Annotated in this window: 12 protein-coding genes; 3 read left to right on the top strand and 9 right to left on the bottom strand. The window is 59.6% G+C overall.

Annotated features, from left to right (window positions below; genetic code table 11):
- Positions 1–133 precede the first annotated feature (133 nt).
- Together ppk1 and ppx are read left to right on the top strand one after the other, a co-directional pair.
- Entirely contained in the window at positions 134–2,194 is a 2,061-nt protein-coding gene (gene ppk1, locus ENTCL_RS06320) for a polyphosphate kinase 1 (protein ID WP_013365284.1), read from the top strand.
- Positions 2,195–2,197: 3 nt separating this feature from the next.
- Positions 2,198–3,742 carry an exopolyphosphatase gene (ppx, locus tag ENTCL_RS06315; protein ID WP_013365283.1) on the top strand — a complete coding sequence of 515 codons (1,545 nt, stop codon included), beginning with the start codon at positions 2,198–2,200 and terminating at the stop codon, positions 3,740–3,742.
- Here ppx and ENTCL_RS06310 read toward each other — a convergent pair.
- Positions 3,719–5,977: an EAL domain-containing protein gene (locus ENTCL_RS06310; RefSeq protein ID WP_013365282.1), complete on the bottom strand. Its 2,259-nt coding sequence runs from the start codon at positions 5,975–5,977 to the stop codon at positions 3,719–3,721. The genes ppx and ENTCL_RS06310 overlap by 24 nt on opposite strands.
- 347 nt (positions 5,978–6,324) lie before the next feature.
- Between ENTCL_RS06310 and ENTCL_RS22750 the strand changes: the two genes are divergently transcribed.
- Complete coding sequence (locus tag ENTCL_RS22750) at positions 6,325–6,516, top strand: YfgG family protein (protein WP_071841381.1); 192 nt, start codon at positions 6,325–6,327, stop codon at positions 6,514–6,516.
- Between the two features lie 6 nt (positions 6,517–6,522).
- Here the strand turns inward: ENTCL_RS22750 and ENTCL_RS06300 are convergent, their stop codons facing one another.
- The 8 genes from ENTCL_RS06300 to ENTCL_RS06265 all read right to left on the bottom strand — a co-directional run bounded on the left by ENTCL_RS06300 (position 6,523) and on the right by ENTCL_RS06265 (position 16,493).
- Entirely contained in the window at positions 6,523–7,983 is a 1,461-nt protein-coding gene (locus tag ENTCL_RS06300; RefSeq protein ID WP_013365280.1) for a TrkH family potassium uptake protein, read from the bottom strand.
- 146 nt (positions 7,984–8,129) lie between these two features.
- Complete coding sequence (gene iolB, locus ENTCL_RS06295; RefSeq protein WP_013365279.1) at positions 8,130–8,945, bottom strand: 5-deoxy-glucuronate isomerase; 816 nt, start codon at positions 8,943–8,945, stop codon at positions 8,130–8,132.
- A 9-nt stretch (positions 8,946–8,954) separates the two neighbouring features.
- On the bottom strand, positions 8,955–9,845 hold the full coding sequence (iolE, locus tag ENTCL_RS06290; RefSeq protein WP_013365278.1) for a myo-inosose-2 dehydratase: 891 nt from the start codon (positions 9,843–9,845) through the stop codon (positions 8,955–8,957).
- A gap of 14 nt (positions 9,846–9,859) precedes the next feature.
- Complete coding sequence (locus ENTCL_RS06285) at positions 9,860–11,764, bottom strand: bifunctional 5-dehydro-2-deoxygluconokinase/5-dehydro-2-deoxyphosphogluconate aldolase (protein WP_013365277.1); 1,905 nt, start codon at positions 11,762–11,764, stop codon at positions 9,860–9,862.
- A gap of 12 nt (positions 11,765–11,776) precedes the next feature.
- Entirely contained in the window at positions 11,777–12,910 is a 1,134-nt protein-coding gene (locus ENTCL_RS06280; RefSeq protein WP_013365276.1) for a Gfo/Idh/MocA family protein, read from the bottom strand.
- An 11-nt stretch (positions 12,911–12,921) separates the two neighbouring features.
- The gene (locus tag ENTCL_RS06275; protein WP_013365275.1) at positions 12,922–13,950 is read right to left on the bottom strand and encodes an ABC transporter permease; all 1,029 of its coding nucleotides are present in this window, start codon (positions 13,948–13,950) and stop codon (positions 12,922–12,924) included.
- Between the two features lie 11 nt (positions 13,951–13,961).
- Positions 13,962–15,509 (bottom strand): sugar ABC transporter ATP-binding protein, encoded by a 1,548-nt coding sequence (locus tag ENTCL_RS06270; protein WP_013365274.1) that lies wholly within the window; start codon positions 15,507–15,509, stop codon positions 13,962–13,964.
- A 54-nt stretch (positions 15,510–15,563) separates the two neighbouring features.
- Positions 15,564–16,493 (bottom strand): substrate-binding domain-containing protein, encoded by a 930-nt coding sequence (locus tag ENTCL_RS06265; RefSeq protein WP_013365273.1) that lies wholly within the window; start codon positions 16,491–16,493, stop codon positions 15,564–15,566.
- Positions 16,494–16,505 lie beyond the last annotated feature (12 nt).

The following is a 16,505-nucleotide window of genomic DNA, read 5'->3' as shown; positions in this document are numbered from 1 at the left end:
CTGAAAATAAAAGATACCCAAACACTTCTTTGTAAACAGAATATTGTCATACTGATCTGGCACAGTTGGACATTGGAGTAAAAAGCTCGCCATAATGAAGTGGCTGCATCAATCAATCGGAGTTTGAGGATTCATGGGTCAGGATAAGCTTTATATCGAAAAAGAACTCAGCTGGTTGTCCTTTAACGAGCGCGTTCTCCAGGAAGCGGCGGATAAAAGCAACCCGTTGATAGAGCGCATGCGATTTTTGGGAATCTACTCCAATAACCTTGATGAATTCTATAAGGTACGATTTGCGGAACTGAAGCGACGTATCATCATCAGCGAAGAACAGGGCATTACCGCGCATTCCCGCCATTTATTGGGCAAAATTCAGGCCCGGGTGCTGAAGGCCGACCAGGAGTTTGACAGCCTGTATAACGAGCTGCTGCTGGAAATGGCGCGCAACCAGATCTTCCTGATCAACGAGCGGCAGCTGTCGGTCAACCAGCAGAGCTGGCTGCGCCACTACTTTAAGCAGTACCTGCGCCAGCATATCACCCCTATTCTTATCAACCGCGAAACCGATCTGGTGCAGTTCCTGAAAGATGACTACACCTATCTGGCGGTTGAAATTATCCGCGGCGAAGAGATTAGCTACGCGCTGCTGGAGATCCCGTCCGACAAGGTTCCGCGCTTCGTGAACCTGCCGCCGGAAACGCCGCGCCGCCGCAAGCCGATGATCTTGCTGGATAACATTCTGCGCTACTGCCTGGATGATATCTTTAAAGGCTTTTTTGACTACGACGCGCTCAACGCCTACTCGATGAAAATGACCCGTGACGCCGAATATGACCTGGTGCACGAGATGGAATCGAGCCTGATGGAGCTGATGTCGTCGAGCCTGAAACAGCGCCTGACCGCCGAGCCGGTGCGCTTCGTCTATCAGCGCGATATGCCGGACGCGATGGTCGAAATGCTGCGTAAAAAGCTGACCATTTCGCGCTACGACTCCATCGTTCCGGGCGGACGCTATCACAATTTCAAAGACTTTATCGGCTTCCCGAACGTCGGCAAAGCCAACCTGGTCAACAAGCCGCTGCCCAGACTGCGCCACCTCTGGTTCGACAAGTTCCGTAACGGCTTCGACGCCATTCGTGAACGTGATGTGTTGCTCTACTACCCTTACCACACCTTTGAGCACGTGCTGGAGCTGCTGCGTCAGGCCTCGTTTGACCCCAGCGTGCTGGCGATCAAAATCAACATCTACCGCGTGGCGAAAGACTCGCGCATTATCGACGCGATGATCCACGCCGCGCATAACGGCAAGAAAGTCACCGTGGTGGTGGAACTGCAGGCCCGCTTTGACGAAGAGGCCAACATCCACTGGGCCAAACGCCTGACGGCCGCCGGCGTCCACGTTATCTTCTCGGCGCCGGGGCTGAAAATTCACGCCAAGCTGTTCCTTATCTCCCGTAAAGAGGGTGATGAGGTGGTGCGCTACGCCCACATCGGCACCGGGAACTTCAACGAGAAAACGGCGCGTATTTACACCGACTACTCGCTGCTTACCGCCGATGCGCGTATCACCAACGAGGTGCGCCGGGTGTTTAACTTTATTGAGAACCCCTATCGTCCGGTGAATTTCGACTACCTGATGGTGTCGCCGCAGAACTCCCGTCGCCTGCTGTATGAGATGATCGACAAAGAGATCGCCAACGCGCAAAACGGGCTGCCGTCCGGTATTACGCTGAAGCTGAACAACCTCGTCGATAAAGGGCTGGTGGATCGTCTGTATGCCGCCTCCAGCTCCGGCGTGCCGGTCAACCTGCTGATCCGCGGCATGTGCTCGCTGATCCCGCAGCTGGAAGGTATCAGCGAAAATATTAACGTCATTAGCATCGTTGACCGCTACCTTGAGCACGACAGGATCTATATTTTTGAGAACGGCGGCGAGAAAACCGTCTGGCTGTCATCGGCAGACTGGATGACGCGCAACATCGATTATCGTATCGAAGTGGCGACGCCGCTGCTCGACCCGCGTCTGAAGCAGCGTATTCTGGACATTATCGACATTCTGTTCAGCGATACGGTGAAAGCGCGCTACGTCGACAAAGAACTGAGTAATCGTTATGTGCCCCGCGGCAACCGCCGCAAGGTGCGGGCGCAACTGGCGATTTACGACTACATCAAATCACTTGAGCAACCCGACTAATCTATGCCCATAAAAAATAAAACACCGCGACCGCAGGAAATCGCTGCGATAGATCTGGGATCAAACAGCTTTCACATGGTGATTGCGCGCGTCGTTGACGGCGCGATGCAGATAATCGGTCGCCTGAAACAGCGCGTGCATCTGGCCGATGGCCTGGACGAAAACAACATGCTCAGCGAAGAGGCAATGGAGCGCGGGCTAAGCTGCCTGTCGCTGTTTGCCGAACGCCTGCAGGGGTTCTCGGCCTCCAGCGTTTGTATCGTCGGCACCCACACGCTGCGCCAGGCCCTGAACGCGCAGGAGTTCCTCAAGCGGGCGGAGAAAATCATTCCGTATCCGATTGAAATCATCTCCGGCAACGAAGAGGCGCGCCTGATTTTTATGGGCGTTGAGCATACGCAGCCGGAAAAAGGCCGCAAGCTGGTTATCGATATCGGCGGCGGCTCTACGGAACTGGTGATCGGCGAAGACTTTGAGCCGCAGCTGGTCGAAAGCCGCCGTATGGGCTGCGTCAGCTTTGCCCAGCTCTTTTTCGCCGGACGCGCTATCAGCAAAGAGAACTTTCAGCGCGCCCGCCTGGCCGCGGTGCAGAAGCTGGAAACCCTCGCCTGGCAGTACCGCATTCAGGGCTGGAACGTCGCGCTCGGCGCGTCCGGCACCATTAAGGCGGTCCACGAAGTGCTGATCGAGATGGGCGAAAAAGACGGCATTATCACCCCGGAGCGGCTGAACCGCGTGGTCGAAGAGGTGCTCAAGTTCAAATCCTTCGACGCGCTCAGCCTGCCGGGCCTGTCCGAAGACCGCCAGGCGGTGTTTGTCCCCGGGCTGTCGATTCTCTGCGGCGTATTTGACGCGCTGGGGATTAAAGAGCTGCGGTTGTCGGACGGCGCGCTGCGCGAAGGCGTGCTGTACGAGATGGAAGGCCGCTTCCGCCACGACGATATTCGCAGCCGGACGGCGCAAAGCCTGGCCAGCCAGTACAATATCGACCGCGAACAGGCGCGGCGCGTGCTGGAGACCACCACGCAGATGTACGAGCAGTGGGTTGAGCAGAATCCGAAACTCGCTAATCCGCAGCTGGCGGCCCTGCTGAAATGGGCGGCGATGCTGCACGAGGTGGGGCTTAACATCAACCACAGCGGCATGCACCGCCATTCGGCGTACATCCTGCAAAACAGCGACCTGCCCGGCTTTAACCAGGAGCAGCAGATACTGATGGCGACGCTCGTGCGCTGCCATCGCAAAGCGATTAAGCTTGATGAGCTGCCCCGCTTCACCCTGTTTAAGAAAAAACAGTTTCTGCCGATGATTCAGCTGCTGCGCCTCGGCGTGCTGCTCAACAACCAGCGCCAGGCGACCACCACGCCGCCGAAGCTGACGCTGAAGATGGAGGCCCATCACTGGACGCTCATCTTCCCGCACGACTGGTTCAGCCAGAACGCGCTGGTGCTGCTGGATCTCGAAAAAGAGCAGCTGTACTGGCAGGGCGTGCCCGGCTGGCTGCTGAAAATTACCGAAGAAGCATCACCAGATATCGCCGCTGCCTGAGGGTTTCGGCGGCGCATCTGCGGCAACCAGCGCCTCCAGCGGCGCTGGTTTGCCGATGCAATACCCCTGCAGATAATCGATACCCAGCGCGATAGCCGCCGCCCGCATCTCTTCGGTTTCGACATACTCCGCCACCACCTGCATCTTTTTCATTCGCGCCAGATGGCATATTGAGGTCACAATCTGGTGATCGAGGCTGCTGCTCGCCAGATTGCGGATAAAGCTGCCGTCAATCTTCAGGATATCGGCGTTGACCTCTTTGAGCCGCGCATAGCTGGCGTAGCCGGTGCCGAAATCATCAATGGCGATACGGCAGCCGAGCAAATGCAGCTGCTCCAGCGTCTGATAGGCCTGCGCCGGGTGGTTCAGCGACTGGCTTTCGGTTATCTCAAAAATCAGCTGCCACGCTTCAACGCCGTACGTCGCCAGAAGCGCTTCGACGCTGCGTGGGAAGTGGGTATTGCACACCGACGACGGCGACAGGTTAATGGACAACCGCAGCCCTGGCAGCGCGTCGCGGTGTTCGCTCATAAAGCGCAGCGTATTCTCCACCACCCACATGTCAATGCGCGACGACAAGCCGAACTCGTGCGCCACGGGCAGGAACGCATCCGGACCGATAAGCTCCCCCTGATCGCCGACCATACGCAGAAGGATCTCGTAATAATCATCGCCGCGAATCCCCACGATGGGCTGCGCCATCAGGCGAAAACGGCCCTCCTCCAGCGCCAGCTGCAGGCGGTTCATCATCGCTATCTTATCTTTAAGCCGCTGCTGCAGGCGCATGGCGCTACTGCGCTGCAGGCTTTCCGGATGGCTGGTGGTCAGCGACAGATCCGCAATGGTGCTCAGCTCCCCGAGCAGCAGCGGCAGATGCAGCACCGGCGAACGCACGTAGCAGTAGCTGATGCCGACGTTGGGCTGCAGCGGCATGCCGTCCCAGATGAAGCGGAATTTTTTCACCAGAATATCCAGCGCCTCAATACGCTTCTGATGCGCGTCGGTATTCATCCGGATAACGAGATCGTGGCCCGACATCTGATAGACGCACTCGCCCGGCTGCAGAAAATCGTTCAGCCATTGCGCCAGCGTTTGCTTGTACTGAATGCGCAGCATCATGCCGTAATGACGGCCCAGCACCTCCAGCTCGGGAATACGTAAAAAGCAGATAACCGACCAGGGCGTGGCGGCCAGCGCCCGGCTGAGCGCGCGCAGGTTCGGCATATGAACGAGCGGATCGATAAACGCCATTCGCTTTACCCGCTGATGGATTAAGCGCTGCTGGGTTGCCAGCATGGAGGTATAAACCACGATAAAGGAGAACACCAGATAGCTCGACGAGGTGATCGCCATCTGGCTGCTGTTACCGCCAAAATCAGGGATATAACGGTAATAATAATGAATACTTATAATCAATATCGACGTCCAGAGCACCGACATAAACCGATAGCCAAAGCGCATCGATCCCCAGAGCATTACCGGAAGAAGTAAAGATAATGTGTAGTTTGTGCTAAATATCGTGCTCGACTCGGTCATTGGCATTAATAACAATGATAAGACAAACAGCAATACTATTACCCAGATAATAATTTCCACCGGGGAAACTTTTTTATCAATCTGCAGGAGCAGCTGGGAAATAAAGCCGCGAAGATGGCGTGGATTACGAATAACGCGAATAATAAAATAGCACAGCGGCACACCGGTCAGACAGCCAACCAGCAGCGCCTGATAGTTAATCAGGCTGTTGAGCGTAAAGGGCGCAATTCCCGACATTGAGGCGGTCACCGGCAGCATGCCGAAAAACACCGCGAACTGCAGCAGCAGCTGAAATACCGAAGAGGGAAAAAACATCTGCCAGAACAGGCGCTGAGCCATCAGCCTTGGCGTGCCATGGGACACGTGGTGCCGCCTGGGCGCAAAGATCCGGTAGCCGCCCCAGCTGAGGACAATCGGGATCAGAAAATGCAGCGTAACGCCAAACGAATCGGCGAGGCTCATGCCTCTGGCAATGACGCACCAGACCCCCAGCACGATGCCGGGCAGCGCCTCCCAGCCGAAAAACAGCATCATGCTGAGCAGCAGCGCCAGCGGCATATAATAAAGGGCGACGACCCCATTATCGAGACGAACAAAGGTATTTGCATCGCGGGCAAGGGGCAACAGCAGCAGGGGCAATACCAGCGGTAATCCCCACCATTTATCACGATTATTTTTATACCATTCAGTAAAACGCATAGATGCTCTACAGATACCCCAATTCCTGATGGGTATATTCAGACAGGCATCCAACCTGCGTTAATCGCCGCAAAAAATTATAATGCGGAACAGATAAGGAATTCTAATTACCACCCCGGCATTGCATTTGACTTAAATCAATAAAAGCACGACCACGATTGATGAATCCTGCGTTTTTCGGATTCGATCGGGTAAAAAAATTTTAATGTGAAGAGAATTATTCTTTATATAACATTACGTCATCTTTTTTCTGACGGAATTTTACATCGCCGTCAATTGACCCCACCGCAAGGCTGTGCCTTAATGTACGAACCGCCCAGGAAATGGGCATCATTTAAGGACCCTTTGTGAACCAGGCAACCAGTATGCGAAAACGACACCGCTTTAACAGTCGCATGACCCGGATCATTTTGCTCATCAGCTTTCTCTTCTTCTTTGGACGTTTTGTCTACTCTTCTGTCGGCGCCTGGTATCATCACCAGGACAAAAAAGCCGCCCAGGAGTCAAGCCAGGTCTCCGACACGCCCGCCCAGCGCTGACAACGGCTAGCTGCGCCAGAAGGTTCTGGATAACAGAATAAGCACCGGATAGATCTCCAGACGCCCCAACAGCATGGCCGCACACATCAGGTACTTCGACGTATCGTTCAATGTCGCGAACCCGGCCGCCGTTTCGCCAAACCCCAGCCCCATATTGTTGATGCACGCCGCCACCGTGGCAAACGACGTCATCAGGTCGTATCCCTGCAGATTCAGCAGCCAGATAAACGCGCAGGTGGTCAGGATGTAGAGGAAAAAGAAGCTCCAGACCGAACGCAGCACGCGGTCGTTGATGATGGCTTTACCGACGCGAATGCTCATGATGGCGCGCGGATGCGCCAGCTGGTGAATCTCATGGCGGCTTTGCTTGAACAGAATCAGAAAACGCAGCGCTTTAATCCCCCCGCAGGTCGACCCCACGCAGCCGCCGAAAAAGCTCGCGGACAGCAGCAGTACGATAATCTCCCGCGGCCAGGAGGCGTAATCCGCCGTCGCCAGCCCGTTGTCCGTCATCATCGAACTGGTCAGAAAGAAGGCGTGAACAAACGACTGCGGCAGACTATACATCCCCGCCCGCCAGACGCCCACGGTCACCACCGCCACCACGATAGCCACCATCATTAAAAAAAAGCGCAGCTCCGCGCTGTGACGCAGCGGCTTCAGGCTGCGGCGGGTAATGGCGACAAAATAGAGGGTAAAGTTAACCGCCGACAGCAGCGAAAACGCCCCGGCCACCAGCTCAATCGCATCGCTTTGGTAGAAACCAATGCTCTCGGTGCGGGTGGAAAAACCGCCTAACGAGACGGTTGAAAGCCCGTGGCACAGCGCGTCAAAAAACGACATGCCGGCCATCCAGAACGCGAGCGTACAGGCGCCGCCAAGCATCATGTAGGTCAGCCACAGGCTCTTCGCCGTATCGGCAAGCCGCGGCGTCAGGCGCTCTTCTTTAAACGGCCCCGGCATCTCGGACTGATACAGCTTCATGCCGCCGATCCCCAGCAGCGGCAGCACCGCGACCGCCAGCACGATAACCCCCAGGCCGCCGACGAAGTTGAGCTGCGCGCGGTAATAGAGTACCGATTTGGGCAACGGCGTGACGCTGTGAAACACGGAGGCGCCGGTCGTGGTAATACCGGAGACGCCCTCAAAAATCGCGTCCGCCAGCGACAAAGACAGCCCGTCATCCATCCACAGCGGCAGGGCGCTGATGATAGAAAACAGCAGCCAGAACAGAACGATAATCAGAAAACCGTCGCGGGTCTCAAGGCTGACCTTCTCCTGGCGAGTCGCCGCCCAGCACAGCATCCCGGCGCTGAACGCCATCACGAAGGTGGAGAAAAACGCGAACAGGCTGCGCTCTTTTTCAATCAGCGCCAGCAGCATTGGCGGGATCATCGTCAGGCTGTACAACACCACGAGAAACGCGCACAGATGGAGAACGATTTTGAACCGGGTTGAGATGTACATCGGAGGTGCCGGGAGTCAAAGTGAAAGACTTAATAAAACAAAGGATAACACCGTCTCCGCGGTATGCTGAATATTTAAGAGGTCTGAGCAGAGGCTACCACCCTGCGCCGACAGGCAAAGGGCGGTAGCCTCTTAAACGCGATGGCTCACTTTCGCGGATAATCGGTGTTAATCCACGCGTGGTCATCTTCCCAGGTGAACATCCACCGCCGTACCGGTCCGGCCATGACGTTGAGGTAATAGCTGTCGTAGCCCGCCATCGTCGCCACCGGGTGATACCCTTTCGGCACTATCACCACGTCGCGGTTGTACACCGCCATGCACTCATCGAGCGTCCGATCGTCGGTATACACCCGCTGCATGCAGAACCCCTGCTCCGGGTTGAGGCGATGGTAGTACGTCTCCTCAAGCCGGGTTTCCTGCGGCGGATTGTCGGTATCGTGCTTATGGCTGGGGTAGGAGCTGGTGCAGCCTTCGCGGGTCCACACCTCCACCACCAGCAGGCTGTCGGCGGGCTTGTCCTCCGGCAGAATGTTGTGCACATAGCGCTGGTTATTTCCCTTACCGCGGGCTTCGGCATCAATATCCTGCGGCGCGATGAGCCGGGTCGGCCAGCCGCCTTTGCCCGGAGCGGCGCACACCGCCAGCTCAAGCCGGGTTACGGCCTGCACCTGCACGGTTTCACCGGGCGTGACGTATACCGCCCACGGTTTTTTCCGCTCGAACGGGCTCATCCGCTCGCCGATATCGGCGAACCGCGCGGTCGGCGTGCTGACAGAGGCGCGTCCGGCCACCAGCACCAGACAGCGCTCTTCGCCGACCGCAGGCAGCGTGAGCTGCTGCCCCTCGCTGAGTTCAAACACCTCAAAGCCGACATAGCCCCAGCCCGCGCGCTCCGGCGTGACGGACTGGGTGCGGCCCTGCGCGTCCGGCTGCTGCCAGCGCGAGAGTAAACGCGACATATCGCCTCCTCAGATAAGCCCGGCGTCACGCGCCAGACGGCTCAGGTTGTTGTAGCCCAGACGCGCGTAGGTCAGCGGATGGGCGACCGCCGGGTCCTGCTCGGCCTCCACCACTAACCAGCCCTGATACTGGCTCTTTTTCAGCAGCGACAAGATCGGCGCATAGTTGACGCAGCCATCGCCCGGCACGGTGAACACGCCACTCAGCACCGCGTCGAGGAAGCTGGTTTTACGGTTTTTCACCTCCGCCAGCACGTCGGCGCGCACGTCTTTGCAGTGGACGTGATTAATGCGCGACGCCCAGCGCTGGGCGACCAGCAGCGGATTGGCGCCCGCAAAGGTCAGATGGCCGGTATCCAGCAGCAGCCCCACGTCGTCGCCGGTATGCGTCATCAGATTATCCACATCCTCGGCGGACTCAATCACCGTGCCCATATGGTGATGGTAGGCAATCTGTACGCCCTGCTGGCGGGTGTAGCGGGCGAAAGCGGTCAGCTTCTCGCCGTACTCCGCCCAGCGCGCCTGCGGAAAACGCGGGCGCAGGTGCACCGGCGTCTGCTGGTCGCCGTGGATGCAGTGCGTCACCTCGGCAAACACCATCACCTTCGCGCCCAGCTCGCGCAGCAGCGTCAGATGCGGCTGCACCGCGGCAATCTCCTCCTCCACGCTGCGCTCCAGCAGGCGGCCTGAGTACCAGCCGGACACCAGCTGCAGGCCGTGGCGCTGCAGAATCGGTCCGAGCAGGCGCGCTTCCCGCGGGAATTTGTTGCCCAGCTCAAAACCGGCGAACCCGGCCTCTTTGCCTTCGCTCAGACAGGTTTCCAGCGGCGTTTCCGCGCCGAGAGACGGGAGATCGTCGTTGGTCCATGTCAGCGGGTTAATACCTAATTGCACAGCCATAGTCTGCTCCTGAATTATGCTTGTCCGCGCTCGCGCCACCAGGCGATGAGCTGCAGGTAGTTGTCCCGAATGCGCGCCACCAGCTGCGCATCGTCGATATCATGCTTCAGCCACGCGCGGGAGGCGTCGCCAAACAGCGTGCGGCCCACGGCGAACCCTTTTACCAGCGGGTGACCGGCCGCCGCGTTAAACCCGGCGCGCAGCTGTTCCGCCGGGGCGTCGAGGCCGAGGATAACCACGCCGCGACAGTGCGGGTCGCGCCGTTCGATAATCTCGCTAAGCGCCGCCCAGCCCGCGGAAGAGAGCGGCGGCAGCTTCCACCAGTCGGGATAAATCCCTAAGTTGTAGAAGCGGGAAATCGCCCGCTGATAGAGTTCGTCGCTGCGCGGCATCCCGGCCGGTAAAATCACCTCCAGCAGCAGCTCGTGCCCTGACTTACAGCAGGCGTGGTAGACCTCCGCCACCTTCTGCTCCTGCTCCAGACGCAGGCCGTGCGCATCCTCCGGGTGGAAGAAGACCAGGCATTTCACCACATGCTCCTGCGGCCAGCTGATAAGCTGGGTGCCGATGTTGCCGTGCTCCATTTCCAGCGGTCGTGATCCCGGCAGCTCGATAGGGCGGCCAATCCACCAGCCCTCGCCGGTTATCGCATTCAGCGCATCCTGGCCGAAGGTGCCGTCGCACAGCAGTCCGGCTTTCCCCTCAAGCCCGGCGCGCTGCGCGGCTTCGCGGCTGGCCTGCAGGATCAGGTTTTTCAGCGTCGGTATGCGCTTCAGGCTGGCGCCGCACTGCATCGCCATCTCCTCAAGCTGGCTGCGGTGGTCGAACGCCATGACGCACAGCTCCGGCCACGCGCGACGGCGGGTGGTGACCCGGTGCAGATGGTTAAGACGCGGGTCGAGATCCGGACGCGGCACGTCGCGTTCGCGCGACAGGTAGTCATCAAGCTCGATTTTGCTCGGCATGGCGGGGGCGCAGCCGTGGCGCGATACCACCAGCGCGCCGCAGGCGTTGGCATAACGGCAGGCCTGCTCCCAGCCCTCATCGTTAAGGTAGCCGCGCAGCAGGCCGGACATAAACGCATCTCCGGCGCCCAGCACGTTGAGCACCTCCACCCGCACGCCGGTGACGGTCAGGCCGTCGTCAAGCCGGGACGGGATCGCCTCGGTATACACCGAGCAGCCCAGCGCGCCGCGCTTGCACACCAGCGTCGCCTTGCTCACGCGGCGCACCTGCGCCAGCGCCTGCAGCGTATCGGTGCTGCCGCCCGCGATGTGGAACTCCTCTTCGGTGCCGACGATAACGTCGAACAGATGCAGCACCTCCTGCAGCTCGCGGGTCACCTGCCCTGCGGCGATAAACCGCGTCTCGCCGTCGCCCAGCGAGGTCAGCCCCCACAGCACCGGGCGGTAGTCGATATCCAGCACCGTGCGCACGCCGTGACGGCGGGCGTAACCGAGCGCCATCAGCACCGCTTCGCGGGTTTGCGGATGCGACAGGTGCGTGCCGGTAATCGCCAGGCAGCGGGACGACGCAATGTACGCTTCGTCCACGTCGTCGGCGGTAATCGCCATGTCGGCGCAGTTGTCGCGGTAAAAAATCAGCGGGAAGGTGTCCCGATCCTTGATGCCGAGCAGCACCAGCGCCGTCAGCCGCGCTTTATCGGTTATCAGATGGCGGGTGTCGCAGCCGACCTGGCTGAGCTCCTCGCGCAGGAAGCGCCCCATATGCTCGTCGCCGACCCGCGCCAGCATCGATGAACGCAGCCCCTGGCGCGCCGTACCGTAGGCGACGTTCCCCGACGACCCGCCAAGGTATTTGGCAAAACTCGACGCATCCTCAAGCCGCGCGCCAATCTGCTGGCTGTAGAGGTCAACCGCCACCCGTCCCATGCATATCACATCAAACTGCTTTTCCACGTTGCTACCTCGTCAGACAATGTCAATCACGTTCAGCCAGCGGCCTTCGCGGTGAGAGAGGGCGATAGCGTCAAGCACCCGCGACACCTTCCAGCCCTCTTCGAAATCCGGCCACATCGGCGCATCGGCAGCAATGCCGTCCACCAGGTCGCGAACCTCCACCGTTTTTTGATCGTTAAAGCCGATGCCGTGTCCCGCCCCCAGGCAGAAAGCGGCATACTCCGGGTGTGCTGGCCCAACCAGCAGCGTGCGGAAACCCTGGCGATTCACCGGGTCCTCATGCAGATACAGCTGCAGCTCCGCCATCCGCTCCTGGGTAAAACTGATGGCGCCTTTGGTGCCGGTAATGACGTACGACAGCCCCATCTTGCGCCCGCAGGCGACGCGGGAGGTCTCTATCACGCCCTGCGCGCCGCTGGAAAAGCGCACCATGGCGTGCGCCTGGTCCTCGTTTTCCACCGCCACCTTCTGCGAGGAGCCGGCGTGCGCCGGACGCTCGGGCACGACGATTTTTAAGTCGCCGCAAACCTGCTCGATATCGCCGACCAGATAGTGCGCCATGTTGACGATGTGCGCGGCCAGGTCCCCCAGCGCGCCAAGCCCGGCGGTTTCCTTAAAGCAGTGCCAGTGGATGGGCGAGAGCGGGTCGGCCATATAGTCTTCGTTGTGGGTGCCGTAAAAGTGGATAACCTCGCCAATCTCGCCGCGGGCGATAATCTCTTTCGCAAGCTTTGCCGTCGGGTTTTTCATGTAGTTAAAGCCGACCAGCGTTTTCACCCCGGCCTGCTGCGCCGCCTCGACCATTTCACGGGCATCGTGCGCGCTCAGCGCCAGCGGTTTTTCCGAGTACACGTGCTTGCCGTGGCGTATCGCCTCCAGCGCCATCTCTTTATGCAGATGGTTCGGCGAGCAGATGTCCACCACATCGACGTTCGGGTCGGCGACCAGCGCGCGCCAGTCGCCGGTGGAGCGGCTAAAGCCAAAGGCCTGCGCCCGCTGCGCCGCCAGCTCCGGCGTGACTTCCGCGACCATTTCGCGCACCAGCCTGCCGCGCAGGTTGAACACCGTCGGCGCCTGCGCATAGGCAATGGCGTGCGCTCTGCCGATATAGCCGGTACCGATTAACCCAATGCGTACGTCTTTCATCATCCGTTCCCTCACAGTGCGCCGCGGCGGCTCTTGGCATAGGTGTCAAAGGCGACAGCCAGCACGATAATTAACCCGGTAATAATTTGTTGGTAGTAGGCCGACACGTTCATCAGCACCAGACCGTTAATCAGGATGCCCATAATGATCGAGCCGATAATGGTGCCGCCGATGCGGCCATAGCCGCCCATCAGCGACGTTCCGCCGATCACCACGGAAGCAATCACCCGCAGCTCAAACGAGATCCCGGCGACCGCTTCCGCACTCCCCAGACGCGCGCTGAGGATAAAGCCCGCCAGCCCGGCCAGGCAGCCGATCAGCACATATACGCTCACCAGCACGCGCTTAACGTTCACCCCCGCCAGGCGCGCCGCCTCCGGGTTGCCGCCGATGGCGTACACAAAGCGCCCCCAGCGGGTTTTGTGCAACGCCAGATAGCCGCCGACCGCCACCAGCGCAAAGATCCAGATAGGAATCGAGATCCCCAGCAGCTCGCCGCGCCCCCACCAGCGGTAGCCGGCGTCAAAACCGGCAATCGGCGCGCCGTCGTTAATCACCAGCGTCAGGCCGCGCCAGATGGTCATCCCGCCGAGGGTGACGATAAACGGCGGCAGGCGCAGGCGGGTGACGCCGAGGCCGTGCAGAAAGCCAATCACCGTTCCCATCGCCAGACAGATGCCCAGGCCAAGCAGCCAGCTCATACCGCCCCAGGCGTTGGGATCGACGGTGGTAAAGTTATCGCCTTTGATGACGTAAGCCGCGGTCATGGCGCACACCGCCAGGATGGAGCCGACGGAGAGGTCTATCCCGGCGGTCAGAATCACGAAGGTCATCCCTACCGCCATGATCCCGTAGATGGATACCTCAGTCAGGATGTTGAAAATATTGCGTTCAGACAGGAAGTTGCTGTTCTGCAGCTGAAAGAAAATCAGTAGCAGGATCATAAAGATCAGCACCCCGAAGCGCTCAAAGAAGGCGATCGGATCGATACGCCCGGTACGCTTTACCGGCGTCTGCGTTTTGGAAATTATCTGCGTCATGGGAAACTCCGTTATGCCGCGTTCAGGGCGTTGTGGTTGATGGCCATCATCATCATGAGGCGCTCTTCAGTGGCGTCGTCACCGTGAATTTCACCCGTCACCCGGCCTTCGCTGAGGGTGATGATGCGATCGGACACCGCCATCACCTCCGGCAGATCCGACGAAATCACGATCACCGCTACCCCCTGCTTTGCCATATCAAACAGCACCTGGTGCACTTCTGATTTGGTGCCGACATCTATACCGCGCGTGGGCTCATCCACGATCAGCACGCGCGGGCTGAGCGCCATACAGCGCGCGAGAATCACCTTTTGCTGGTTGCCGCCGGAGAGCTTGCGCACCTCCTGATCGCTGTTCACCATTTTGATCTGCAGCGCCTGGCGGTAGGACTCGATAAGGGAATCCTCTTTGCGGGTGTTGACAAAATAACGCCAGCGCAGCAGCGAGGAGAGGCAGGAGAGCGACAGGTTGTCGCGGATAGACAGCCCCAGCACCGCGCCCTCTTTTTTGCGATCTTCCGGCACCAGCGCAATGCCCTGATCGAGGGCGTACAGCGGATCGCGCGGCCGGTAGGCCACGCCGTCAAGCTCAAAGCTGCCGGAGGTAAAACCGTCGGCGCCGAACAGGCAGCGCGCCACCTCGGTGCGCCCGGCGCCCACCAGCCCGGCGATGCCCAGCACCTCGCCGGCGTGGACGTGGAAACTGATGTCATGCAGCGCAATACCGTGCGGGTCCAGCGGCGGCTTTTCGCGGCACAGCCCTTTCACCGCCAGGCGTACGGGTTTGTCCTCATGGTGGGTTTCGCTCGCCGGGCGGCGGTTGAACGCCACGTCGCGCCCGACCATCAGGCGAATCAGCTGCTCTACGGTGGTGTCCGCCACCGCGCCAGTGCCGGTAAAGCGGCCGTCCTGGAACACGGTGAATTTGTCGCAGAGCTGGAAGACTTCGTGCAGGCGGTGGGTGACGTAAATAATGCTCACCCCGCGGCCCTTCAGTTCGCGCACCACCCGGTGCAGGCTTTCCACTTCGCTGTCGCTCAGCGCCGCGGACGGTTCGTCCATGATTATCAGCCTGGCGTTCAGCGTCAGCGCGCGGGCGATCTCCACCATCTGCTGCTGCGCTACGCTCAGGCGTGCCACCGCGGTCGTCGGCGCAACGTTCAGCTGCAGGTAGTCGAGGATCACCTGCGCCTCCTGGTTGACCGCCTTTTCATCGACGAAAAGATTACGTTTGCGCGGCTCGCGGCCGAGAAACATGTTTTCCGCGACGGTCATGTTGGGCAGCAGGTTAAATTCCTGATAGATGGTAATAATGCCCTTGTTTTGCCGCTCTACCGGCGAGTCATCCACCGACAGCGTTTCGCCGTTAAACCAGATTTCGCCGCTCGTCTGCGGCTGCGCCCCGGCCAGCGCCTTCAGCAGCGTGGATTTCCCCGCGCCGTTTTCCCCCAGCAGCGCATGAATTTCGCCCGCGCCGACGGTCAGCTGCGCGCTGCTCAGCGCCCAGACGCCGGAGAAGCTTTTCGCCAGATGGCTGACGTTGAGTAAAGGTTGCGACATCGACCTGCTCCTTCTTCATGGTGGGCCGCCGCCGCGGCGACGGCCCAGGACAAATCAGTTACCGGCCTCGTTAATGCGCTCGGCCTGCTGCAGGTTGTCTTTGGTGATGAGCGTCGGCGGGTAATCTGCGCCCGCGATCGCCTTCTTCTCACGCACGTTAGCGACCAGCTGGCTCATCGCGGTCTGCACCGCATAGCCCGGACGCTGATCCGCCGTCACCGCCATCCAGCCGTCGCGCACGCGCGCCAGCGCTTCCGGCACCGCGTCAAAGCCCGTCACCAGCACGTCGCCCGGCTTCAGCCCCTGGCCCTGCAGCGCTTCGATCGCGCCCAGCGCCATATCGTCATTGGCGGAGAGGATCACCTGCGGACGCTTCGGCAGCGACGGCAGCACGCTCTCGACAATGCGCATCCCTTCAGAACGCATCCAGTTACCGGTCTGATCGGCGACGATCTTGTACTTATCCCCGCCCGCCTTCAGGCTGTCGCGAATGCCTTTGGTGCGCTCAATGTTGGACGACGACCCCGGCTGCCCGGTCAGCAGAATGATGTCCGCGCCGTTGGGGAATTTGTTTTTCACAAAGTCGCCGATGGCCTGGCCGCCCTTGTAGTTATTCGCGCCGAAGTGCGGCACCTTTTTCTGGCTGTCGACGGAGCGGTCGAGGGTCACCACCGGCAGCTTCGCATCCTGAATCTCATCGACCGCGCTGGACACGGCGTTGACGTCATTGGGCGAAACGATAAACCCCATCGCGCCGCGGGTGATGGCGTTTTCGAGGTCAGCGACCTGCTTCGGCGAGCTGCCCTGCCCGTCCAGCACCTGCAGGTTTACGCCCATCTCTTTGGCGGCTTTCACCGCCGTGCGCTGCATATGAACTTCAAACGGCATGGCCAGGTTCGGCGTACTGAACACAATCTGCTCGTTCTCGGCCAGGGCCACCCCGGATGTCACGGCGATGAGGGCGGCTAAGATCAGCTTTTTCATTGTTATGTCTCT

This window comes from [Enterobacter] lignolyticus SCF1 (assembly GCF_000164865.1).
GTDB lineage: Bacteria > Pseudomonadota > Gammaproteobacteria > Enterobacterales > Enterobacteriaceae > Enterobacter_B > Enterobacter_B lignolyticus.
The sequence above is the reverse complement of the archived record's forward strand: the minus strand, read 5'-3'. Positions and strand labels throughout refer to the sequence as shown.